Origin of the sequence: uncultured Paracoccus sp. (assembly GCF_947487305.1) — a bacterium.
GTDB lineage: Bacteria > Pseudomonadota > Alphaproteobacteria > Rhodobacterales > Rhodobacteraceae > Paracoccus.
In genome coordinates this window covers 154,765-177,940 of record NZ_CANKWH010000006.1, presented here as the reverse complement: position 1 = coordinate 177,940, position 23,176 = coordinate 154,765, and the positions used below count along the sequence as shown (strand labels likewise).

Genomic DNA, 23,176 nt, shown 5'->3' with positions numbered 1-23,176 from the left:
ATCAGCCCTTTCTCTTGAATTCGCGCCAGGTCCGGATCAGCACCGGTGTCAGCAGGATCACCACCCCGCCGATGGTCAGTATCGAACTGGCCGCGGCCGAGCCGAACAGCGGGAAATCACCGGATCTGAGATCGGAGTAGATCAGGTAGCTGAGCGAGGTGGCATTCGCTTCGGCCGAGAAGCCGATGATCGGCTCGAAGACGCGGAAATTGTCCATCAGCTGCATCAGCGCGATGAAGGTGGCGAGCGGCATCAAATAGGGAATGGTGACAAAGCGGATACGCTCCCACCGGCTGGCGCCATCGACCATGGCGCTTTCCAGCGTGTCCTGCGGCACGGTCTGCAGCCCGGCATAGAAGACCACGAAGGCAAAGGGCGCGCTGTGCCAGACGCCATAGACGAACAGCGTCACCCAGGTCAGCGTCGGAGAGGCCTTCAGCGACAGTTGCGGATCGTTGAACACCTGCTGCAGCGTCGCCCCGATCACGCCCCGCGCATCGATCATCCAGAACAAGACCAGCGCCCCGATCAGCGGCGTCACGATCATCGGCAAGAGCGAGAAGAAGATCACCGGCCCCTTCAGCCGCGCCGAGACGGTGTTGACGGCAATCGCGATGCAGAAGCCCAGGACGATGACCAGCGGCGTGACGATGAAGGTATAGGCCAGCGTGAAGAACAGCGCCTTGTAGAAGGGCAGGTTCATCACCAGCCTGAGGAACTGGCCGAAACTCTCGCTGCCGCGCCAGGCTGCGCCGACCTCGTCAAAGGCCAGATGGCTGGGGTTCGTGTAGGTGCCCATGCCGTTGTACCGCCCCATCGGGCTTTCGGCGCGCAATTCGCTCATGGCGGCGGCATCGACCCGCCGCTCGGTCTTGCAGCCGAACGGGCCGCAGCTTTCCACCTCGGTCATCATCTGCGGATGCTCGACGAACAGCGACTGATAACCGACCGAGAGGATCGGGATCGCGATGAACAGCACCATGGCCAGAAGCGAGGGCCAGATGAAGGCAAGGAAGGTTCTGTGCGGCATCGGTCACTCCGTCGAACAGGTCCGGGCGGATGGGCGCCTCAGGGCGGGCGAAGCGGGCGGGACCGGATGGCCCCGCCGTGCTGGGGATCGGTCAGTCGAGGAAGCCGGCTTCCTTCGCCGCTGTGTTATAGGCGGCGGTCACATCGGCCAGAGCCTGTTCGGCGCTTTCCTGGCCCTGCATGAACTCGGCCAGGTTGTCGCCAAGTGCGGTGTGCAAGAGCCCCATATAGGGCACCATCGGATAGGGCCGCGCCCCCCCCTGCATGTCGGCCACCACGCCGACGGCGGCCGGCGTCGCCTCGTAGCCCTTGACCAGCCAGACGGCCGCATCGGCATTGGCCTCGGCCGTGGCGGGCGAGATGCCGACCATCATCGCGCGGAACGAAGCCTCGGCATCCTCGTCCGAGATGTTCTTGGCGATGACGAACCCGTCCCACCACAGGGCGGCCGAGGGGATCGTCCCGCCGCCAATGGTCGGCGCGGCGGCGAATTTCGTGGCCTTGGCAATCTCGGGCGAGGGGCTGTCCTCGGCGATATAGGCACCCGTAACCGAGCCCCAACCGATCTGCATGGCGATATCACCCGCCTCCCAGATGGGGCGCATTTCATTGGCATTATAGGTGACAAAATCGGGGCTCATGTAGGTGCTCATTTCCTTGAGCGTTTCCAGAGTCTTGATCCCGTTATCATTGTTGATGTCGGCCTCGGCGCTGCCTTCCTTGAAGAATTCGCCGCCCGTGCCGAGATAGGTGTTCACGAACTCTGCCGCGAGATCCCAGCCCGGCTTGTAGCCCGAGGCCAGCGGGTTCTGCATCACGCCCTTGTCGCGCAGGGTCTTGGCCGCCGCCAGCACCTCCTCATACGAGGTCGGCACAGCGATACCGTTATCGGCCAGAATATCCTCGCGATAGAAGAGGTGCTGCGCATTGGCCATGAAGGCGATCGCCATGATCTTGCCATCCACACGGATCAGCTGGCTTTCCTGCAGGTCCTGCCCCCATTTCGCCACATAATCATCCAGCGGTCGCACCAGATCGCCGGTCAGCAGCGGCACCACCGAGTTGGTGGCGATGACCGCCACGGTATAGCTTGCGGGATTAGTGGTCAGCGCCGGCACCTGGATGTTCTTGTGCTCGGAGGTCTGGTTCTTCGTCACCTTGACCGTATCGCTGGCGCAGGTCTCGGCGGCCGTGGCGATGGCGTGAAGGGCGGCGAAATCATTCGACAAGATGCGCACCGACCCCTTTTCGATACCGCATTCCGCCGAGGCGATCCCGGCCGAAGCCAACAGGGCAGTGATCGCGACCGAGGCTTTCAGGAAGTCTTTCATCATCCGTCTCCTGGTGTGTGTTGCCCCGGCGGTCCGGGGCACAAGCTGACTTCGGCGCGGCCGTCTGGCTGCCCGGCGCGAAGCCCTGGATTTTTCCCGCAGCGGGGTTGATTCCCGTTAACGCAAGGTCAATGCTAGCGGTGCTTGCATACGAATGCAAGAAATATTGGCGCCGCCACGAAATCACCGGCAAACCACTGGTATCACGATGCAAACCGATCTAATCGCGACCAAGACCCGACTGCTTCACGACCTGTCCCGTCTGGCAGATTCGCCCTCCGACCGCCTGTCCGACCGTCTCTCCGCGCTTTATGCGCCGGATGCCGAATGGCGCGGGTCACATCCGCTGAACGAGATGCGCGGCACCGAGGCGATTGCCGGAGCGGTCTGGGAACCGCTGCTGCACGCCTTCCCCGATCTCGAGCGTCGGGACCTGATCCTTGTTGGCGGCTCCTATGAGGGCCGAGATTACGTAGCGGCGGTCGGCCACTACTGCGGCACCTTCCGCCGCGACTGGCTTACCATCCCGGCAAGCCGCAAGACGGTCTTCCTGCGCTATGGCGAGGTGCACCAGCTCCGCGACGGCCGGATCGTGCAGTCGACCTGCCTCTGGGACATTCTCGACCTGATCCGTCAGGCCGGGTTCTGGCCGCTGGCACCCAGCCTCGGGGTCGAGGGCCTATGGCCCGGCCCGATCACCGGCGACGGGCTGGTGCTGACTCCGCAGGACCCGGAAGAAAGCGCCGCCAGCCTGGCCCAGACCCTGGCGATGCACGCGACGCTTGGCGCCTATAACGACACCACCGGCGCCGGGCGCGAGGGGTTGCTGACCATGCCGCAGCGCCAGCACTGGCATCCCCGGATGATGTGGTATGGCCCCAGCGGCATCGGCACCACGCGCGGGCTCGAGGGTTTCGTCGATGACCACCAGTTGCCCTTCCGCATCGCCTTCCCGAACCGCAAGGGCGGCGGGCAATGGGACGAGATCGGGGCGCTGAAGGCCCAGCATGGCGGCGGGCATTACATCCGCATCGGCGACGGCCCCTATTCCGTCACCGGCGGCTGGCCGAGCGTCTTTGCCCTGCATCAGGGCGGCGGCTTCCTTGGCCTTGGCCCCACCGGCCGCGCTGTGACCATGCGGGTGATGGATTTCTACCTGCATCATCAGGGCCTGATCCGCGAGAACTGGGTGCCGCTCGACGTGCTGGACCTGCTGAGGCAGATGGGCGTCGACGTGCTGGAGCGGATGCAGCGCCAGTTTCGCCGGGGCGCCTGAAGCCCCCGAAACGCAGAACGCCCCGCCAGACGGCGGGGCATTTCGCAATTCAGGCCCTACGCCTATTCCGCGCCGGAGATGGTCGCCGCCGGCGCATCGGCCAATTGCGCCAGCTTGATCTGCATCAGCAGCGACAGCTCGTCATAGACCCGCCATTCATCGACGATCTTGCCATCCTTGTAGTGGTAATGGCTGATCCCCAGCACCTGCACCCGCTTGCCGGTCGGCTCGCCCAGCCCCTGCAGCAGGCCATAGCCCAGATGGTGCCCCTCCATGATCCAGCGGACGGCAACCTTGGTGCCGCCCTCCTCGCAGGGGGTCGAGCAGATGTGCAGCGGCGTGAAGCCGGCATCGGGCAGCGAGCCAATCAGCCCCAGCGTCTGGTGGGTAACGGCGGCGATGCCATACATCTCGGCCATCAGCGGCCCGTGATACTGGCAGGTCGGCGCATAAACGTCCTTGATCCGCCCCAGCATCCGCTGGTTCCAGACCGCGTGCAGCCAGTCGAGTGTCTGCCGCTCGAGATCGGTCTTGGCGATGGACAGATCAGCCTTGGCCTCGGGCGGATATTGCCCGACCATGCGGCGGTTCTCGCCGATATCGACCGAGACCAGCCCCTTTTCGAAGAGCTTCTGCGCCACCTTCAGCGCAAAGCCGTTCGGGTCCAGCCCCAACTGCCGGATGACCGCCATCTGATCGGCCACGACCCATTCGCGATAGATCTTGTTGGCGTGGATCATGCAATCGGCAATGGTCCGCGAGGTGAAGGTGCGGCCGGTCGGCGGGCCGTAATGGCCGTATTGAGTATGCCGCCCCGAGCCAGTGACCAGATGCGAGGTATAGAATCCCTGCTGGTCGTCGCCATCCCAGATCACATGGGTCGCCATGCCCCGCCGTTCCGGCAGGCTGACCAGCCGCTGGATGGTGTCGCGCACCACGTCCTCGCGGTCATAGAGCGTGCCCATCGTGCCATAGAGCACGCAGTTATGGGTGTAATGGGTATAGATCAGGCCGATGTCACGCTCGTCCCAGATGCGATGGGTGCAGCGGACGATATAGTCAACGATGTCGGTATAGATCTCGTCGAAGCCCTGCATCTTCTGGACGCGCGGCCGGTTCTCGGGAACCAGTTCGACGAAGTCGCGCCGCTCGACCTGCAGCACGGCCTCGGCCTTGCCACGTCCCGCCCCCGGCGCGTCATCCTCGGCCGTCCGATCCTTCGCTGACATGTGAGATCCTTCCCGTCTGTGCCCAGCCAATCCTCGATTCCCTCAAGGCTAGCAGATTTGCATACGCATGCAATAACCGATCCGAACGAGACCGCCCCGCCGCGCGACCGAGGAGCGGCAGGGCGGAAAGGGGTCACTCCATGAAGCCCAGGAGACGCGGCAGGAACAGCGCCAGCGGCGAGTAGTAGGTGGTCAGCAGCATCACCGGCAGCGCCGCGAAGCCCATGAAGTAGAAGGCGGGCTTGATCACCTGCGACATGCCGACATCGCCAACCCGACAGGCCATGAACAGGATCGGCGCCATCGGCGGGCTGTTCGCGCCGATCACCACGCTGGTGCCGATGATGGCGGCGAAGTGGATCGGATCGACCCCGATCTCGGCCATGACCGGCACCATCAGCGGGCTGACGATGGCAATGACGCTGACATCATCCATGATCATGCCCAGAAGGATCAGGAAGACGTTGACCATGAGCAGGATCACGATCGGGCTTTCGAAGCTGCCCAAGAGGAAATCGGTCAGCTGCTGCGGCACCCGCTCGACGGTGAAGATGCGGCTGGCGACGAACGAAAAGACCAGGATGATCATGATGACGCCGGTGGTGGCAGCGGCCTGAACCACGGCCTCGAAGATCATCCGCGGATTCAGCTCGCGATAGACGAAAAGCCCGACCGGGATGGCATAGACGACGGCCACGGCAGCCGCCTCTGTCGGCGTGAAGAAGCCGCCATAGATGCCGCCCAGGATGATGACCGGCAGGACCAGCGCCGGGATTGCCCGCCAGCCGGTCGTGCCGATGCCCGCCAGCCGCTCGCCCCAGGGCATCTTTTCCTCGTTGCCGCCCAGATGGCGCGCGACATGGAAGCGGTTCAGGATCGACAAGAGGATCATCAGAACGATGCCCGGCCCGATGGTCGCCAGGAAACAGGCCGCCACCGATTGCCGCGTCACCACGGCGTAGAGGATCATGGTGATCGAGGGCGGGATCAGCAGGCCCAGAAGCGATGACACGGCCAAGAGCGCGCTGGTATAGCCGCGGCTGTAGCCATGGCGCTCCATCGGGCGGATCATGATCGGGCCGATCGAGGCGACGGCCGCCGAGGCGGTGCCCGAGATCGCGCCGAAGATGCCGCAGGAGACCACCATCGAGGTGCCCATGCCGGTCTTGGACTTGCCGACCAGCGCCTCGACGAAATCGACCAGACGCTTGGCGATGCCGCCGGTCTGCATCAGGTAGCCGGTCATCACGAACAGGGGCAGCGCCAGCAGGATGACCGAGTTGACGGTCCAGTAGCCGGTGATCATCGGCATCGACCAGCTGACGTCATAGGCATAGGTCAGGATCACCACCATGGCGGCGAAGGAAAACACCACCGGCACGCCCAGCAGCATGAAGATGATCAGGGCGGCAATTGCGAAGAGGGATTCCATGGCGATTATTCCTTTGCTTCTGCGGCGTCCCGCGCGGGCATTCCGCCCCGCAACAGCACGACCAGATCGCGGATCAGATAGGCGGTCAGCAGGATCGCGGCGACCAGCACGCTGGCCTGCGAGACCCAGAAGGGAATGGCGAAGACCGGGGTCGACTGCCCCCTCGACAGGCTGAAGCTGAGAAAATCCGTCGCCCAGTAGCAGAAGGCCAGCGAGGCGAAGATCGAGATGATGGTCGAGAGGATCGCCGCCACGCGGCGGATGCCGGCATTCTCGGTCATCACCTCGACGAAATCGGCCCGCAGATGCGATCCCTCGCGCGAGGCCAGCGTGGCGCCCAGCATGTAGAACCACATGATCGCCAGAAGCATGATCTCTTCCAGCCCGAAGACCGGCGCGCCCAACAGGCTGCGCGACAGGATGCCGATGACCAGCATCAGCGCCACGCCAAGTCCGATCATCACCACCACCGGGCGGATCAGCCGGCCGATCCCGTCATCGATTTTTCTTAACAAATCCATATCACTCCTCCCTCTCGTCCCGCGCTGGATCAGCCGCCGGTGCCGGGGGCCGCAGCCTCGCCCGGCACCGCCGCGTTCCGGCGCACCACATCCATGATTTCACTGCCGAGACTTGCCTCGATCTGCGGCCAGACCTCGGCCCGGACCCGCTCGACCCAGGCCAGCTGCTGCTCGGGGGTCGGCACGATATATTCCATGCCGCCTTCCTGCGCGGCGGCGATCCAGCGCTCGTCCTCGGCCCGGGCTTCAAGGAATTGCTTGTCGATCACCGCGCGGGCCGCGCCCATGACGATCTCGCGGTCGGCCTCGTCCATCTCGTCCCAGAGACTGTCGCTCATCAGCAGCGAGAAGGACGAGAAGTTGTGTGAGGTCTGCACGAAGTAATCCAGCACATCGCCGAAATACTCGTAATCCCAGTAGATAACGTTCGAGGAATCGCCATCGACCACGCCGGTCTGCAGCGAGGTATAGACCTCGGCCCAATCGATCGGCACGGCCTGAAAGCCCATGGCATTGACGGTCTGGGGCAGCGGAAAGACCGGCTGCGAGCGGACCTTGATGCCCTGCGCCTCGTCAAAGCCGGTGGCATAGCGGCCCTGCGTGGCGATACCGCCGAAGCCTTCCGGGAAGGGGCCGATGTATTTCAGCCCGATCTCTTCATAGATCGGGGCCATCAGCTCCTGCACCCAGCCATCGGGGGCGAACGCGGCGATGGCATCGTCCCAGCCCAGCACCAGATAGGGGATGTAATTCACCCCGATCCGCTCGTCATAGGAGGTCTGCGGCCAGGTAATCATCATGTCGATATTGCCGCGGATCAGCTGGTCGAACAGTTCCTGCTGGCCGCCCAGCTCGCCCTGATAGAAGACCTCGACCTGAATGCGGCCGGCGGACTCTTTCTCGATCAGCGATTCCCACAGCCGCATCGCATTGCCCAGAGGCGAGACCGGATCGCCCGCCTCGCTGGTCAGGATCAGCTTGTATTCCCTGTCGCTGGCCTTGGCCGCAGGCGCTGCCGCCGCGACGGCGGCCAGTGCGATCATGCATATGCCAGGTGCTCTCGGCATGTGGTCCCCTCCCTTGCTCCCAGACCACGACCAGGGTCGCGGTGATGGGGCGCAACATCCGGGAAAGGGGGAGTTTGGCGCAAACGAGAATACCCACTGGTGAGGCATAAGCTGGAACTAATGCGGTCCCTGCAAGGATGCTTCTCCGCGCGGGAATGTCGGGCAAGACGCCCATAGTTTTGCTAATGCCAGCCCGTTGAACATTCTGCTTTGCCGGGGCGGGCCTCGCTCAGCTACCACCATCACATGCAAATTCGCTGCTCGAGAGGAGGCACTGACATGGCAACCCGGATGACCCTTGAAGGGATCTATACCCCGCTCATCACCCCGTTCCACGCGGACGGATCGTTTGATCTGGACTCGCTGGCCGATCTGGTCGAGCGACTCATCGGCGCCGGCGTTCACGGGCTGATCTCGGGCGGATCGACCGGCGAGAACTATGCCGAGACGGTCGAGGAGCGGCTGGACCTGGCGCGCTTCATCACCGAACGCGCCAAGGGCCGGCTGCCGGTCATCGTCGGCACCGGGGCGATGCGCACGCCCGAATCGATCGCGCTGGCCGAGGGCGCGCGGGCGATGGGGGCCGATGCGATCCTGCTGGGCACCCCGCCCTATTCCGTTCCGACCGAGGCCGAGAATGCCCAGAACGCGCTGGCCATCGACCGCGCGGCCGGTCTGCCGATCATCCTCTACAACTATCCGGCGCGGATGGGCGTCGAGATGGGGCGCGAATTCCTGGACCTGGTGAGCGTGTCGAAGAACGTCATCGGCATCAAGGAAAGCTCGGGCGACATCAACCGCCTGCACCTCCTGACCCAGCACTATCCGCAGATCCAGACCTCTTGCGGCATGGACGATCAGGCGCTGGAATTCTTTGCCTGGGGTGCGCAGAGCTGGATCTGCGCCGGCTCGAACTTCCTGCCGGGCGAGCATATCGCGCTTTATGAGGCCTGCGCCCTCAGGGGTGATTTCACCACCGGACGCCGGATCATGGCGGCGATGCTGCCCCTGATGGCGGTGCTGGAGCAGGGCGGCAAGTTCATCCAATGCGTCAAGCACGGGGTCGAAGTCACCGGCATCAACGCCGGCCCGATGCGGCCGCCGCTGACCGGGCTGAACGCGGACGAGAAAGCCGCGCTGGAAGCGGTGATCGGCACGCTGAAGTCCGAAGTGGCCGCGATCCTCGCCGAGGGTGCCGCGCAGGGCCGTCCGGCCGCCGCAGCGCGAGCCTGAGATGAGCCTGCATCGCGCCAGCCGGACCCCGGTCTTTAACGGCCCGGCAGGATGGAACGCCATCCTGCCGCCCGCCGCGCCCCGCGCCCGGCTTGAGGGGCAGACGGGCTGCGACATCGCCATTCTGGGCGGCGGCTTTGCCGGCCTCTCCGCCGCCCGCCGCCTGCACCAGATCGACCCCACGCTGCGGATCGTCATCCTCGACGCCGCCCGCATCGCCGAGGGCGGCACCGGACGCAATTCCGGCTTCATGATCGATCTGCCGCATGAACTGACCTCGTCCGATTACGCCGGTTCGGGCGACAGCCATGACCGCAGGCTGACCCGGCTGAACCGCCATGCCATCGATTTCGCCGAGGGCGCGGTGCAGGATTACGCCATTCCCGAGGGCTATTTCCGCCGCATGGGCAAGATCAACGGCGCCGCTTCGGATGCCGGCATCGCCTCGAACCGCAGCTATGCCGCGCATCTGGGCCAGTTGGGCGAGGCGCATGAGGTGCTGGACGCGCAAGCTATGCGCGAGGTGACGGGCACAAGCTATTACCACGGTGGCCTCTACACCCCCGGCACCACCATGCTGCAACCCGCCGGCTACGTGCGCGGCTTTGCCGCCGGGCTGGAAGCTGGCGGGGTGCGCATCTTCGAGAACTCGCCGGTGCTGCGGCTGGAAAGCAATGCCGGGGGCTGGCTGCTCGCGACCGAACATGGCGCGGTGCAGGCCAGCCGCGCGATCATGGCCAATAACGGCCACCTGGAAAGCTTCGGCTTCAAGCGCGGGCGGTTGATGCATATCATGCTGAATGCCTGCATGACCGAGGAGCTGTCGCCCGAGGATATCCGCGCGCTTGGCGGCGAGGAGTGCTGGGGCGTCACCCCGGCCGATCCGATGGGCTGCACGGTGCGCCGGATCAGCCCGGCACAGGGCGGCAACCGCATCATCATCCGGCAGGGCGGCTATTACCGCCCCGAGATGCAGACCAGCGCCGCCGATCTGGCCCGCGTCACCCGCGCCATGCGGCAGAAGTTCGACGCCCGCTTTCCGATGCTGAAGCATGTGGGCTTCGCGCAAAGCTGGTCCGGGCATCTCTGCCTGTCGAAGAACGCGGTCTCGGTGATGCGCGAGCTTGAACCCGGCCTTTACGCTGCCTGCGTGCAGAACGGGCTGGGCACTGCACGCGGCACGCTGACCGGGATCGGCGCGGCCGAGCTGGCCTGTGGGCAGCAGAGCGCCATTACCGAGTTCTTCACCGCCGAGGATGAACCCTCGCGCCTGCCGCCCCATCCCTTCGACACGATCGGGGCAAATGCCTATCTGCGCTGGAAAGAATGGCAATCGCGGCTAGAATGATCCTCCAGCCTGACCGCAGGAGGTTCCCATGCCCGCCATCAAGCGCCGCTACCTGCCCTCGCTTGGCGCCTTCGCGACCTTCGAGGTGGCGGCGAAACATCTGAGCTTCACCCTCGCCGCCAGGGAACTGAACGTGACCCAGGGCGCGGTCAGCCAGCAGATCCGGCTGCTGGAACGCGCGCTCGAGACCGAGCTGTTCGTCCGCAAGCACAACGCGCTGGAGCTGACGCCGGAAGGCGCCAGCCTGCAGGGGGCGGTCACGGCGGGACTCGACACGATCAGCACGGCGGTCTCGGTGATGACCGGCGACGAGGGGCCGCAGCCGGTGACGATCACGGCGACCGACGGCATGGCCAGCTATTGGCTGAAGCCACTGATCGACGGGTTCCGCACCCGCCACCCCGCGACCGGCTTTGTGGTGTTGGCTTCGGACAGTGACGATGCGATCCGCAACTATTCCGAGGTGGATATCTCGCTGCTCTGCGGGAACGAGCGTTGCGAGGTCGGCGAGGACCTGCATTTCCTCTTCCACGAGGTGGCGCAGCCCGTGTGCTCGCCGGGCTTCCTTGCGGAACATGGCCCCTTCGACAGCGCCGAGGCGTTCAACCACGTGAACCTGCTGCATCTCCACGACCGGCATTGGAGCGCCGATGCCATCGGCTGGCAGCCCTTGGGCTGGCCCGAATGGTTCCGCGTGCAGGGCGCCGAATGGGACAAGTCGCCCGCCAGCCTGTCCACCAACAAGGTCGGTCTGCTGATCGAGGCCGCGCTGGCCGGCGAGGGCGTCATGCTGGGCTGGCACCACATGGTCCGCGCGCCCATTGCCGAGGGCAAGCTGGTCTTCGCCCACCCGGCCCAGATCACCGCCGGGCGTGGCAATTTCCTGAACTGCAAGCAGAAATCGATGAAGCGCCCGGCGGTCGCGGCCTTCGTGGCGCATGTGCTGGAGGCGGTGGAGGGGCCGGTTGGATCGTCCCTGACGGGTTGACCCCCGCTGCCCGAAGCGTCTCGGGCCTATCGGATCGCGCGGGGGGCGGCGCGCGGTGCCCGCATGTCGCCGATCAGGACATTCGCCTTCAGAACCTTCAGCGCCAGAGCATGGGCCAACACCTTGTAGAGCAGGGCCGAGAGGACAGGATCACCGTCGAGGATCTCGCCGATCGCCTGTTCATCCAGACGGTGGACGACCGAGGCCGTCGCCGCCAGAACCTCGGTGCTGCGCGGCAGATCGAGGATATGCGCCATCTCACCGACAACGGCCCCCGACCCCAGCGACCGGACCCGCAGGCCGCTACCCGAGGCCGAGGCCGAGGCCGAGGCCGAGGTGATCAGGACCGACAGCCGGCCGCTTTCAACGAAGAAGATATCCGCGCTCGGATTGCCCTTCCGGATCAGCACGTCACCGGGCGCGAGTTCCATGCGGGTCATTCGACGGGCCAGTTACCCCGCGCGCGGATGGGCATTGCTCAGCTCGGCCAGCAGCGCGTCCAGCGTCTTGCCGACAACCGGGTCCCTCTGCTCGAGCAGTTCGTCCTCGCAGGCCTCAAGCGCGTCATCAACCGTCGGGGCGGTGCGGATCCCAAGCACCCGGTCCACCTCACCCCGGGTCTGGGGAGCCCATCGCTCCAGCGCGCTGCGGTTGGAGTGGCTCAGTCCCGCAATGACGGGGGTGATGCCACGCCGTTTCAGCAGTTGGCGCAGCTTGGTCAGGCCGGCGCAGGCCGACGCGTCGATCAGATCGACCTCGTCGCAGTCGAGAATGACGAAGGCCGTGCGGGGCGCCTTGGCCAGAAGTTGGCCGGTGATGGCAATGAGGTTCTCGACCGAGCCAAAGAACAACGCACCCTGCAAATGCAGGATCTGGATGCTGTCGCCCTGCTGGCCGAGGCGGTCGTTCTCGGCAAGCGAGCGATCGACCACGCTGCGCCGGGTCCGGCCATCGGTGATGAAATCGACGACCGGCAGTCGCGCACTGGTGACGGCAAAGCTGAGCACCGCGAGGAACAGGCCGACAAGCACGGCGGGCAGAATACCCAGAACCAGCGTCATCGCGACGATCCCGCAGATGATCGCCCAATCGACGGCGCGCAGGCGGTTGCGGGTCTGGAACAGCCAGCTTTCGATCATGGTGATGCCGATGAAGATCAGCAGGCCGGTCGCCACGAAGATCGGCACGGCACCGGCCAGCTTGGTGGCAAAGAAGCAGGCCACGCCCAGGACCAGAAGATACCCGGCACTCAGCGCGCCGCGCTGCGCAGCCATGCGGCCGGCAAAGATATTCGCACCGCTTTGGGCGAAGGCAGCAACACAGCCGAAGGCGCCGACCAGCAGGTTGGTTGCCCCGGCGATCCTCAGCTCGCGGTCGACATCGACATCGGATTCAAGCGCAAGCTCGATCCCGGTGGTGTTCAGCAGGATCGCGACCAGATTGATCAGCGCCACGCTGGCGATGATCGGCGTGGCATAGGCCACCGCGTTCCAGTCCACCTCACCCAGGGACAGCTGCCCGAAGCCGATCGGACCATCACCGCCGAAATTCGGCAAGAGGTGCAGGCCGCGCGCCGTGCCGGCATCGATCCCCCACCAGGCAAGGCAGGCATAGAAGCCGGCAAGCGCGAAGGCGACCACGGCCAGCATGCCGACAAGACCGCCGAACCAGTGGATCGCCACCAGCAGCGCAAGGGCAAAGACGACCGCCGGGATCAGGCTGGTCCAGACCAAAGGGTCCATGATCGCGGCTGTCCACTCGGCTTCGGATGAACCCGCCAGCAGGATGGACAGCGCGGCCATCACCAGCAGGCAGCCCGAACTGGCAAGGAACCCCGCCGCCACGGGATAGGGAAAGGCCCGCACGATGCGCCCAAGGCCAAATCGCCCGACCGCCCAGAACAGCAGGCCCGAAACAAACGCCGAAAGGCCGAGGACAGCGAAGGTCGTGATGACATTGGCCTCGAGCGGTCCGCTCGCCATCAGCCCTGCGGTGATCGCCGCCGGCGCCAGCAGCGAGATGCTGGTATCCTGCGCTATGGCCAGCGACAGCGGCAACCGCCCAAGCAGCGTCTGGCTCAGCGTTGCGATCACGCTGCCCAGAACGAACACGGTCGCGCCAAGCCCCAGCCCGACACCCAGCCCGCCCGCAAAGCAAAGCGTAGCCAACGCGATGCAATGGCCCACCGCGTCAAGACCCAGCACGGCACCCAGTGCGGTCGATCTGACAGCACTTCCCTGAGGGTTCACGGCTGACACGGCGGATGGCCGCGCCACCCCACCCGGATCGTCAGTGTCGCTGTCGGGATTCATCAAGCCTACCGCCGCCTTATTCCCGAACGGTAGCCAGAGATGTCACGCCGCGCAACAATTGCGCGCGGGACCGGAAACCTGGCAAGAGCATTTGCCGAACGAGAAGGTCAAGCGACGGCATGAGTTTCATCTTCGGAAAATCATCCTTCGACGCAGACCAAACGGATTAATCAGCCGAATCCGCTGCCCGGTGAAATTCACCCACAACCAGAAATTGTTTTCCGCCGCGCGAGACTATCATACACCGAAGAAATACCATTCATACTCAGGAACATATGAAAGTCCTCGGCCGGCATTTACCTTGACTCGCAGGCGATTTACTGGCGTGATCGTTTGCGGGTGCTTGTCGGGTAACAATTCCCTCGACCGCGGGGTTGATGCGTCCTGCGATGGCAGCGGAGGCCGGATCGGTCATCTTTATCGCACACACGCCCGGGATGCCTCTGAGCCAATGGGAGACGGCGCATGACCATGAGCGACCTGCCGGACCAGTTCCTCTATGCGCGCAAGGGCCCCTGGCCGCAGCCCTCGCCGTCGCATCCGCTGATCTGCGCCGACGAGGTGCTGAACATCCCGCCGATGGAGGCCTTGCTGTTCAACGAAGCCATCGGTGCGCGCTATCTGCAGGCACGGATCGGCTATCCGGCCTATGCGGCGCAATATGCCGCGGCGGTCTCGGCATGGAAGGGTGTGACCACCGAGCGCTTCAACGAGATCATGACGACCACGCTGTTCACCCGGTTCCGGGTCCGCATGCAGGACGAGGAAATCGCTGCCTGCCGCAAGGCCTTTGCGGATGAACCGGATATCATCGAGGCACTGAACAGCGGCCTCTGGACCAAGTACGACTTCACCGCGATGAAGCTGATCGACCCGCTCGAGGGGATGCATGTCGCGCCCACCAAGGTCTTCTTCCGCGAGGATGGTCAGGGCAGGAACTGCTGCCGCATCATCGAGGTCGATGGGCTGTTGATGCGCGATACCGACAGCTCCTTTGGTATCGCCATGGTCTACGGGTTGCAGGGCGCCTCGTATCACGTGCTGTTCGTGGTGCATCCGGCGCTGCATTTCCCGATGAATTCGGTGAACGCGATCACCAAGACCGAATTGCCGATGAACCATCCGATCTTCCAGATGCTCGCCCCGCACAGCGCCTATTCGCTGGCGCTGGACAATGCGGTTCTGGAAAGCGCGGAATCCGTGGTGAACAACAATGCCCAGGGCACGCGCTTCGATCCGCTGACCGGAAATGCCTATAACCTGAAGCTGCTTTTCGGCGCGGGCTATTCGGGCCTGACGGCGGAAAAGGGATATGATCCGGTTGCCTATCCCGAATACGATTACATGAACCCGCAGATGTCCAATTCGCAGCATCCGCTGTTCGACACATTCTACGGCAATTGGCTGGCGCGTTATTTCGAGGATGCCTTTCTGCCCTTCTGCACTGTCGTCGCCGATTACATCAAGCAAAATGGCGACATGCTGGCCTATACAAAGCTTTGGGCACGCTATCTGAATACCCATGTGCGCGGTTTTCCCGGTGCCGAGCAGATCACCGAGGGCGACACGCTGGCGCGGGTCATGGCCATCTACATGTGGAACGGCTCGGTCTCGCATGGGGGCGATCACTGGAGCTTCTCGAACCAGATCACAGCGGTCGAGAAATGCCTGCGCATCCGCCGCGCACCGCCGAAGACACGGAACGAAGCGCCGGTCGACAACACGAAGGATCCGATCTTCAGCCCCAATGACATGCAGCGGGCGGCCCTGTGCCAGTACATGTTCTTCCAGGCCTGGGCGATCGAGCCGAACCTTGCCGATACGAAATACGCGCTGCCGATCCCCGCGCTGTTACAGGCGGCGGCCGCGTTCAACCAGAACCTGAGAAAGATCAACCAGGCGCTGCTGAAGGCGGTGCCGGCCAGCGCCGACCCGCTTGGCCCGACTGCCGTCACCAATTGCCAGCCGCTGGAGCCGATCGATGCGCCACCGGCCCAGAGCGTGCCCTATGCGCGCACGATCCCGCAAAGCATCCAGTACTAGCGGCGCATCGCGGGGCGCCGGACATGGATACCGCGATACCGAACGACAGGGCAGAGAATCACCTCGATCAACTGGTTGCAAGGGATGCAACCGGCACGGTCTGGCGCGGTCGGGACAGCGACGGGGCCGCTGTCTGGTTTCTGGTGCCGGATCGCGGGACCACAGGCGACGAGCAGGTTCTGGCCGCGCGGTTTCGCCTGGCAGCGCAGCTGGCGCTGCGCGCCGGTGGGGCGCTTTGTGCGCCGCCCCTGACAGGCCTTGGCCCGGCCGATGCCTGCCTTCTGGTGATCGCCGATGACGGTCGGTCCCTGCTGGCCGAGATGATCCCGCCGGCGGGTATGCGCATCGCGCCATTGCTCGACAGCATGCTGGCCTTGGCGCGGCTGACCGCCGGGCTGCACGGCGCGCGCATCCTGCACCGCGACCTGCGCCCGGCACGTCTGCTGATCCGGCCCGGCGGAGGGAACGCGCAATGCCTCAGCCTCGATTGTGCCACCACGCATTGGGGACAATCGGGCCTGGCCGCCGCCGATATCGGTGCCTCGGCCCACTATGCCGCGCCGGAACTGACCGGCCGGATCGAGCTTCCCATCGACGACCCGGCCGACCTCTACGCCCTCGGCGCAACCTTTGCCGAGATGATCAGCGGCAGGACATTGTTCGGCGATCTCGATCCCCGCGATCTGGGCTACGCCCATGTCGCCCGCGCTATCCCGGAATTCGATCAGGGCCGCGACGACCTGCCGGCGATGCTGGCGCGCATCACCCGGCGGCTGCTGCAGAAGGATCCCGATGACCGCTATGCCAGCGCCTTCGGGCTGGTCCGCGACCTGGAACGCTGCGCCGACCAATTCGCCCGCACCGGCACTATCCGCGAGTTCGACCTTGCGGCGCGGGGGCTGACGACGCGCTTTCGCCCTGGCGACCGGCTCTATGGGCGTGAGGCCGAGCAGGCACGGCTGCTGGCGGCGGTCGATGACGGGCCGCTGCAAGGCCGGCGGACGGTGGTTTCGGTCGCCGGACCCAGTGGCATCGGCAAGACGGCCTTCGTCCTGCAGATGCACTGGCATCACATGGGCGACGGTGTTCGGTTGCTGTCGGGAAAATTCGACTGCTTCAAGCGCGACCAACCCTATCTGGCCTTCCTGCAGGCGGCAGGTGGCCTGCTGCGTCCGGTTCTCGGTGCCGATGAGACCACACTGAGCGGGTATCGGGTCGCGTTGCAGAAGAGGCTGGGGCGGTTTGCCGGGCTGTTGACCGAGCTGATCCCGGAACTGGAGATTCTGATCGGCCCGCAGCCCAAACCCGAAGACATCCCGCCGGCCGAGGCGAACCGCCGCTTCATCGGGGTCGTCGCCCGGTTCATCGAGGTTTTCGCAACCCCGCAAACCCCGATGATCCTGTTTCTGGATGATCTGCAATGGGCCGACCATGCCTCGCTGCATCTGTTGCAGGCCATTGCCACGGTGCCGGAGCTGACGCATGTGATGCTGATCCTCGGGTATCGCTCGAACGAGGTCGATCCCGCGCATCCCGCCTGGCGGGTCATCCAGCGTTGCCATGCGGCGGCAGACCGATCCGAGATCATCGAACTGGCCCCGCTGACCACGGCCCATGTCGAGCAGCTTCTGGAAGCCAGCCTTGCCCGCGACCGGGCCGACTTGCGCGATCTGGCCCGGCATGCGCATCAGGTGTCACAGGGCAATGCCTTCTTCCTGCGCGAATACCTCACCTCGCTTGCGGCGACCGGGGCGCTCGTCTTTGACCCGCACCTGCCGGGCTGGCAGGTCGACATGGATGCGCTGACCGGTGCTGAGGTGCCGGCTTCGGTGGCGGCACTGTTGACCGGTCGGTTGCAAACCCTGCCGCGCGCCACGCTGGACCTGCTGGAGAGCGCGTCCTGCATCGGCAGCAGTTTCGATCTCGAGACGCTTGCCTGGGTTGCCGGCCTGCCCCTGCCGCAGGTCGCTACCCTGTTGTCGCCCGCCCTCGACGCAACCGTGATCCGCGCGCTGGACACGGATCACGCCGTCTTTGCCGCCTTGCCCGCAGAGACAGACCTGCGGGCCGGGCCGCGCACCGCCTGGTACAGGTTCCGCCACGACCAGATCCGCCAGGGCGTCCACGACCGGCTTGCCGATGCGTCGCGCAGCCAGCGTCATCTGCGGATCGCCCGGCTGATGCTGCAATCGGTGCGCGATCAGGACCTGCCGCGCCGCGCCGTCGAGATCTTCGGTCATGTCGCCGTTGCCGGTACCGATGGCCTCGCGCCGGATGAGATCGCTCGCTTTGCCAAGCTGGGTCTTGTCGCCGCCGAGCAGGCGCAACTTGGGCTGGCTTTCGATACTGCGTGGCACTATCTCGGCACGGTCGAGGAGCTGATGGGCGGCGGCTGGAACGAGGGGCATCCGGCGCTGTGCCTCTGGCTCTACCGGTCCAAGGCCAAATGCGCCTTCGCCCGGAACGACCGCGCCGCGCTTGAGGCGAGTGCGCTGGTGGCGCTGGCCCATACCGATGATCCTAATGACCTCGCCGATATCCAGGGGATGCGCATTCGCTATCTCTCGACCGGCAATCAGGGGCGCAAGGCTGCCGATCTGTGCATCAGTGTCGCCGCCGAACTCGGGGTGCGCCTGCCGCGCCATCCGGGTCAGGCACAGGTGCTGGCCGAAGTGATGCACACGCTGGTGCCGCTGGGGCGGCGCGATCTGGGCCGCTTTGCCGACCTGCCCGAAGCCGACGATGCCCGGATCCGGGCCGCCGTGCAATTGATGGCGCAATCCGCCCCTGCCGCCTATTTCGCCGAGCCGAACCTGTTCCCGGTTCTGGCTGCCGCAGCCACCCGGCTGTCGCTGAAGCATGGGATGAGCCCGCAGGCGCCCTATTGCTTTGCCATGCTGGGGCTGGTGCTCTGCGGCGGGCTCGGGATGATCGACCGGGGCTACAACTTCGGCGAGCTGGCGATCCAGACTGCCGCGCGCTATGACGGCACCCCGCAATCGAAGCCGAAATTCGTCTTCGACACCTTCATCCGGCACTGGAAAGAGCCGCTGGAGAGCGTGGTCGAACATCTGACCGACAGCTGGGCCAGAAACCGCGAGGCGGGCGACCAAGAGGATGCCACCTATTGCGCCGGAGTGGCGCTTTATGCCGACTTCCTCTCGGGTCGCCAGGTCGACACGCCCGGACGCCATCCGGAACTGCTCGACTATCTGCGCCGCACGGAAATGCCGCATGTGAAGGATTGCTTCCTCGCCTGGGGCCAGTTGCTGCACCTGCTGGGCAGGCCCGATCTGCCCCCGGAGCTAAGCGGCGATGATTTCGACTATCCGACGAAATTCGCCGAGTTCCAGCGGCTCGGGAACGGCGTCCAGATCGCCATCAGCTCCATCGCCGCCGGCGTTCTTGACCACCTGGCCGGCCGCTATCAGCGCGCCGAAGATCGCTTTGCCCTCGCGGCGAAGCACGAAATCCACATCATCTCGCAAGTGCTGGTGCCGGGGCTGGCGTTCTTCCGGGCGCTGAATGCCTATGCGCTGGCGGCCGCTGATCCTGCGCAATCGGTGCGGATGCGCCGGATCGCATGGAGGCAGACGCTGCGGCTGAAATTCTGGAACCGCAGCGGCCCAGTCAATCTGGCCCATCGTCTGGCCCTGCTGAAGGCCGAGCGGCTGGCCGCCAAGGGTCAACTGGCGGCGGCCTTGATGGCCCTGCATGAGTCCTGCACGCTGGCCGGACCGCAGGCGCCGTTCTTTGCCTGTGTTGCCCATCGCCGCCGTTTTCATCTTCTGCGCCGCGCCGGCCACCCAAGCGAAGCGCGCGAGGCCGCCCGTCAGGCGGAACGCGCGGCCCGGGATTGGGGCGCGCCCGGCCTCGCCCATGCCATCCGCGCCGAGGCCGGGCTTCTGGATGGTCCGGCCGACCCGGTCGCGAGTTCCGCGCTCGCCGCTGCCGACCTGCAAGGCTTCATGGATCTCGTCGGCACCCTGACCGATGACGGCACGCCGGACGATCTGCTGGCGCGAATTGCCACCCTGGCGATGCGGATCGGAAACGCCGATTTCTGCGCCGTGGCGCTGGAGAACGGGCAGCAGGGGATCAGCCTGTCCTGTCATTCGGTCGAGAGTGGCAAGGCGCATCCGATCCCCAGCACCCCGACGGCGCCGATCAGGCCGGTCATTGATCTGTGCCTGCGCACCCGCGCCATGGTCCAGTCCGACAGGCCCGAGACCGAGCCCTATGCACGCGGCATCTGCGGTGCTTTGCCCAAGGCCATGCTCTGCGTTCCCCTGCAGCAGGGCGACAGGCTTCTGGGTGCGCTCTACCTGTCGAGCCGGCAAAGCCGCCATGTCTTCGCACCCTCGCGTCGCAGCCTTGTCGAGGCTCTGGCCAGACAGGCGGCGATCGGGCTTCAGAACGGACGGCTTCTGGCGGAAGTGCAGACGGCGCTGGAGTCGCAGATGCGCCAGACCCTGGCGAACCGACGATTCGTGCCGGATCACCTGATGCAGGCCCTCGGCCAGACCAGCATCACCGAGGTCGAGCTGAGCCAATTTGCCGAGACCGAGATGACGGTAGTCTTCGTCGATATCCGCGGTTCGACCGGCATCGCCGAGGAAATCGGGGCGCGGCGCACGATCGCGATGATCAACCGTTATCTCGAGCATGTGCAGCCGGCGATCGCGGCGCATGGCGGGTTCGTCGGGAATTACATGGGGGACGGGGTTTTGGCACTGTTTCCGGACGGCCCTGACAGGGCGCTGTTCGGCGTGGCGGCCATGGCGCGCGGGTTGTCGGGGTATAATGCCAATCGTGGCGACCTGCCGCGTCTCGCCTTTGGTGCCGGGCTGGATCTGGGTCCGCTGACCTTGGGAATGATCGGAGACCCCGATCATATCCAGGTCGGCGTTCTGGGAACGCCGGTGAATGTCGCCGCCCGTCTGGAAGTTCTGAACAAGGACTATGACAGCCGGGTTCTGGTTTCCGGTGCCTGCCACGCCCGGCTTGACCACCCCGAACGGCATACGTTGCGCTTCCTCGGCACTGCCCGGTTGGGCGGGCTGCCGACAGCGATTGCTGTCCATGAACTGCTCGATGTCCATGATGAGACTCAGCGCCTTGCGCTGGTCGCGGCACGGGGCATTTTCGAACGGGCGGTGCGTGCGATGCAGGCCGGCGAAGCCGATCTGGCCGCACGTCTCTTTGCCGAGGCCGAGGCGGCAGCGGGACAGGATCCGGTTGCGGCGCGGATGGCCCTACGCTGCAGGGACAGTCGGTCGGGCCGCCGGCCCTGACGCCCGCCGCCTCAGCGTCGGCGTCAGCAAGTCATCCTTTCGGTCTGGCCGGCCTGTCAACTCCCAGCCCCGGGGCATGGCCCACCGCAACGGCGAGGAGCGGGCCGGGCCATCATGCCCGACACCTCCTGCGCGTTCAGTGCCGTTCGCTGAGCAGTCGCCGCTCAGTGCGGACCACAGAGCGCCACCTTGTTCTTGGCGTGCCGCATCGCCAGCTTGTTGCAGAGCTTCCCCGGAGGGAAGATCCGCGCCGAGGGTGCCTTGTAGGTGGCATCCGCAAGCTCGGGGAACAGCGCCATCACCTCGGCCCGGGCCTCGGCGCCGATCGCCTCCAGCGCGCAGGGGCCGGCATAGAAGGACTCGGTCTCGGCGCCGTTCGAATAGACGATCTCGTGCTGGTCGAAGAGGATGTGGATATAGGTCACTTCGTCGCAATCCGTCACCAGATCGATGCCCTCGGCATCCAGCAGCTTCTTGGCGGGAACCAGCGCCTCGTCGGTGCCGATCACGTTGCGGACGATCCGCGACCTGACCAGGATCCGGTGCTGCTGCGAGACATAGAGATCCGTTTCGGGAAAGCCGGACCCCAGGGCACCCGCGCTGATCCGCACCGGCAGAAACCGCTTGTCGGGCTGCCCGGCAAGGGCGACGGTCTGCGACCCGATCCACAGGATCGGTTTGTAGCCATTGTCCTTGGTGCGAACCATGTCGCCGGTCTGCAACTGCTCGACCGGTTTCAGGCCGTGAATGGTCTCGATCAGCGTTCCCGAGACGAAGCAGACCGGCGCAGGAAGCTCGCCGATGTTCGCGGCCTGCACCGCGACCTGCGTGATCGGCCCGCCGGTCGTCAGTTCCTGCGTCGTGTAGATCATCTTCACGCCGCTCGACAGCGTGGTGACGTCGTTGCTCGATTCCGCATAGGTCCCGTTGAGATAGCCCGTCCAGGTGATGCCCGAGCTCGTGTCGGTTCCCTGGCTGTCGAACCTCCAGGTCCCGTTGCTGCTGATCTGGTAAACCTTGGTCTGTAGCTGCTGGTTGCCATCGCGGCCGATCAGGTAGACATAGCCATTCTCGCCATAGACGAGATCGCTGCCGTAATGGAACGTGGTTCCGTCGGTACCACCCGGGTGGTCCTCATACAGGAAAGCCCCGGTATGGGGGTTGATGACCTGCACACCGTTCGTGGTGCTGAAGACCATGTTTCCATAGGGATCCATGGAGACTTCGCCCCGCGTCAGCGCGCCAAGCCGGCCCGTACCGCTGGCCGCGGTCGAGGTCGGGACCCGGATGGCCGAACCCGGGACATAATTGCCGGTCGTCGCATCAATCTGGTAGATGTAGGTGTTCTCGATCAGCGGAAAGCCGGCGGAACTGAAGTTGACCAGGTATTGCGACCCATCGGGGCCAGTGACCATTCTCGTCGCGGTGGTGTCTGCCGTCGACCCGATCGGACTGGTAAAGCTTGTTCCGGTCGACGACCACGAATTGGTATCCCAGTTCCACTGGTACTTGGTAAAGACCTGGTCGGTCGGCGAGGCGCCGTAACCGTAGACATTGCCATCGGTGGTCTGGAAGGCCTCGAAATCCATCGGATTGCCGGTGACGCCGCCAGCAACGCCCCCGGGGTCATAGGAAACCGACCAGGTCGAGGTGGTCTTGTTGTAGGTCAGGGCAGCAACACCTCTGCTGTCACCATCAAAGCCCGTCACCTTCGTCCCGTCCGGGCTGGTAAAGAACCTGTACTGGTCAAAGTCGCCGGCCTCGTACTCACTGGGCACGATCGGCCAGGTCAGATAGGTCGGCGTCGACAGCGCGCCGGAGGCCGAATCGATGTTGAAGATCGCAACACCGTTCGCGTCGGCATCGACGATCAGGAAGTCCCGCCCATCGATGATGACGTGTTGCGGAACCCCGGTATATTGGCCGATGGCCTGCAGATCATTGACCCTGGCGGTGGTCGGGCTGGTCACATCGGTCGGAGAGATAGGAGGCATGTCTAAGGTCCGGGCTTACGCGGTGGGCTGCGGTTGGTTCAGGTCTTGGCCGTCCTGCGGGCATCAGTTGCCGGGATGG

The 23,176-nt window shown here is 65.0% G+C and carries 15 protein-coding genes; 6 read left to right on the top strand and 9 right to left on the bottom strand.

What is annotated here, in order from left to right; translation table 11 throughout:
• Position 1 precedes the first annotated feature (1 nt).
• Together Q1A36_RS09655 and Q1A36_RS09650 are read right to left on the bottom strand one after the other, a co-directional pair.
• Positions 2–1,030 carry a sugar ABC transporter permease gene (locus Q1A36_RS09655; RefSeq protein ID WP_299842780.1) on the bottom strand — a complete coding sequence of 343 codons (1,029 nt, stop codon included), beginning with the start codon at positions 1,028–1,030 and terminating at the stop codon, positions 2–4.
• Between the two features lie 91 nt (positions 1,031–1,121).
• Positions 1,122–2,360: an extracellular solute-binding protein gene (locus Q1A36_RS09650; protein ID WP_299842777.1), complete on the bottom strand. Its 1,239-nt coding sequence runs from the start codon at positions 2,358–2,360 to the stop codon at positions 1,122–1,124.
• A gap of 208 nt (positions 2,361–2,568) precedes the next feature.
• Here Q1A36_RS09650 and Q1A36_RS09645 point away from each other — a divergent pair, with 208 nt between their 5' ends.
• Positions 2,569–3,636: an ester cyclase gene (locus Q1A36_RS09645; protein ID WP_299842775.1), complete on the top strand. Its 1,068-nt coding sequence runs from the start codon at positions 2,569–2,571 to the stop codon at positions 3,634–3,636.
• Between the two features lie 62 nt (positions 3,637–3,698).
• Here Q1A36_RS09645 and Q1A36_RS09640 read toward each other — a convergent pair whose 3' ends face one another.
• The 4 genes from Q1A36_RS09640 to dctP all read right to left on the bottom strand — a co-directional run bounded on the left by Q1A36_RS09640 (position 3,699) and on the right by dctP (position 7,861).
• On the bottom strand, positions 3,699–4,865 hold the full coding sequence (locus Q1A36_RS09640; RefSeq protein WP_299842773.1) for an ester cyclase: 1,167 nt from the start codon (positions 4,863–4,865) through the stop codon (positions 3,699–3,701).
• 133 nt (positions 4,866–4,998) lie between these two features.
• Positions 4,999–6,297: a TRAP transporter large permease gene (locus Q1A36_RS09635; RefSeq protein ID WP_299842769.1), complete on the bottom strand. Its 1,299-nt coding sequence runs from the start codon at positions 6,295–6,297 to the stop codon at positions 4,999–5,001.
• A 5-nt stretch (positions 6,298–6,302) separates the two neighbouring features.
• Positions 6,303–6,818 carry a TRAP transporter small permease gene (locus Q1A36_RS09630; RefSeq protein ID WP_299842766.1) on the bottom strand — a complete coding sequence of 172 codons (516 nt, stop codon included), beginning with the start codon at positions 6,816–6,818 and terminating at the stop codon, positions 6,303–6,305.
• Between the two features lie 29 nt (positions 6,819–6,847).
• Positions 6,848–7,861 carry a TRAP transporter substrate-binding protein DctP gene (dctP, locus tag Q1A36_RS09625; protein ID WP_299842763.1) on the bottom strand — a complete coding sequence of 338 codons (1,014 nt, stop codon included), beginning with the start codon at positions 7,859–7,861 and terminating at the stop codon, positions 6,848–6,850.
• Positions 7,862–8,176: 315 nt separating this feature from the next.
• On the opposite strand from dctP, the gene Q1A36_RS09620 reads away from it, so the two are divergent.
• Genes Q1A36_RS09620 through Q1A36_RS09610 form a run of 3 tightly spaced genes read left to right on the top strand, consistent with a single transcriptional unit; the run spans position 8,177 to position 11,454 of the window.
• Positions 8,177–9,118 carry a dihydrodipicolinate synthase family protein gene (locus Q1A36_RS09620; RefSeq protein WP_299842964.1) on the top strand — a complete coding sequence of 314 codons (942 nt, stop codon included), beginning with the start codon at positions 8,177–8,179 and terminating at the stop codon, positions 9,116–9,118.
• 1 nt (position 9,119) lies between these two features.
• Complete coding sequence (locus tag Q1A36_RS09615; protein ID WP_299842760.1) at positions 9,120–10,466, top strand: FAD-binding oxidoreductase; 1,347 nt, start codon at positions 9,120–9,122, stop codon at positions 10,464–10,466.
• Positions 10,467–10,494: 28 nt separating this feature from the next.
• The gene (locus Q1A36_RS09610; protein WP_299842757.1) at positions 10,495–11,454 is read left to right on the top strand and encodes a LysR substrate-binding domain-containing protein; all 960 of its coding nucleotides are present in this window, start codon (positions 10,495–10,497) and stop codon (positions 11,452–11,454) included.
• A 26-nt stretch (positions 11,455–11,480) separates the two neighbouring features.
• Here Q1A36_RS09610 and Q1A36_RS09605 read toward each other — a convergent pair whose 3' ends face one another.
• Together Q1A36_RS09605 and Q1A36_RS09600 are read right to left on the bottom strand one after the other, a co-directional pair.
• A complete protein-coding gene (locus Q1A36_RS09605) occupies positions 11,481–11,894 on the bottom strand; it encodes a cyclic nucleotide-binding domain-containing protein (protein WP_299842754.1) in 414 nt (137 codons plus the stop codon).
• Between the two features lie 12 nt (positions 11,895–11,906).
• Positions 11,907–13,766 carry a SulP family inorganic anion transporter gene (locus Q1A36_RS09600; RefSeq protein ID WP_299842751.1) on the bottom strand — a complete coding sequence of 620 codons (1,860 nt, stop codon included), beginning with the start codon at positions 13,764–13,766 and terminating at the stop codon, positions 11,907–11,909.
• A 465-nt stretch (positions 13,767–14,231) separates the two neighbouring features.
• On the opposite strand from Q1A36_RS09600, the gene Q1A36_RS09595 reads away from it, so the two are divergent.
• Complete coding sequence (locus Q1A36_RS09595) at positions 14,232–15,809, top strand: hypothetical protein (RefSeq protein ID WP_299842748.1); 1,578 nt, start codon at positions 14,232–14,234, stop codon at positions 15,807–15,809.
• Positions 15,810–15,832: 23 nt separating this feature from the next.
• Complete coding sequence (locus Q1A36_RS09590; RefSeq protein ID WP_299842744.1) at positions 15,833–21,103, top strand: AAA family ATPase; 5,271 nt, start codon at positions 15,833–15,835, stop codon at positions 21,101–21,103.
• A 164-nt stretch (positions 21,104–21,267) separates the two neighbouring features.
• Here Q1A36_RS09590 and Q1A36_RS09585 read toward each other — a convergent pair whose 3' ends face one another.
• Positions 21,268–23,097, bottom strand: coding sequence for a Hint domain-containing protein (locus Q1A36_RS09585; protein WP_299842742.1), 1,830 nt, complete (start codon positions 23,095–23,097; stop codon positions 21,268–21,270).
• Positions 23,098–23,176: the final 79 nt, after the last annotated feature.

Coding starts and splice junctions, on each gene's coding strand:
- dctP (WP_299842763.1), bottom strand. CDS start 7,861: ATGATCGCACTGGCCGCCGTCGCGGCGGCAGCGCCTGCGGCCAAGGCC.
- Q1A36_RS09630 (WP_299842766.1), bottom strand. CDS start 6,818: ATGGATTTGTTAAGAAAAATCGATGACGGGATCGGCCGGCTGATCCGC.
- Q1A36_RS09610 (WP_299842757.1), top strand. CDS start 10,495: ATGCCCGCCATCAAGCGCCGCTACCTGCCCTCGCTTGGCGCCTTCGCG.
- Q1A36_RS09595 (WP_299842748.1), top strand. CDS start 14,232: ATGACCATGAGCGACCTGCCGGACCAGTTCCTCTATGCGCGCAAGGGC.
- Q1A36_RS09650 (WP_299842777.1), bottom strand. CDS start 2,360: ATGAAAGACTTCCTGAAAGCCTCGGTCGCGATCACTGCCCTGTTGGCT.
- Q1A36_RS09615 (WP_299842760.1), top strand. CDS start 9,120: ATGAGCCTGCATCGCGCCAGCCGGACCCCGGTCTTTAACGGCCCGGCA.
- Q1A36_RS09620 (WP_299842964.1), top strand. CDS start 8,177: ATGACCCTTGAAGGGATCTATACCCCGCTCATCACCCCGTTCCACGCG.
- Q1A36_RS09600 (WP_299842751.1), bottom strand. CDS start 13,766: ATGAATCCCGACAGCGACACTGACGATCCGGGTGGGGTGGCGCGGCCA.
- Q1A36_RS09585 (WP_299842742.1), bottom strand. CDS start 23,097: ATGCCTCCTATCTCTCCGACCGATGTGACCAGCCCGACCACCGCCAGG.
- Q1A36_RS09605 (WP_299842754.1), bottom strand. CDS start 11,894: ATGACCCGCATGGAACTCGCGCCCGGTGACGTGCTGATCCGGAAGGGC.
- Q1A36_RS09655 (WP_299842780.1), bottom strand. CDS start 1,030: ATGCCGCACAGAACCTTCCTTGCCTTCATCTGGCCCTCGCTTCTGGCC.
- Q1A36_RS09645 (WP_299842775.1), top strand. CDS start 2,569: ATGCAAACCGATCTAATCGCGACCAAGACCCGACTGCTTCACGACCTG.
- Q1A36_RS09635 (WP_299842769.1), bottom strand. CDS start 6,297: ATGGAATCCCTCTTCGCAATTGCCGCCCTGATCATCTTCATGCTGCTG.
- Q1A36_RS09590 (WP_299842744.1), top strand. CDS start 15,833: ATGGATACCGCGATACCGAACGACAGGGCAGAGAATCACCTCGATCAA.
- Q1A36_RS09640 (WP_299842773.1), bottom strand. CDS start 4,865: ATGTCAGCGAAGGATCGGACGGCCGAGGATGACGCGCCGGGGGCGGGA.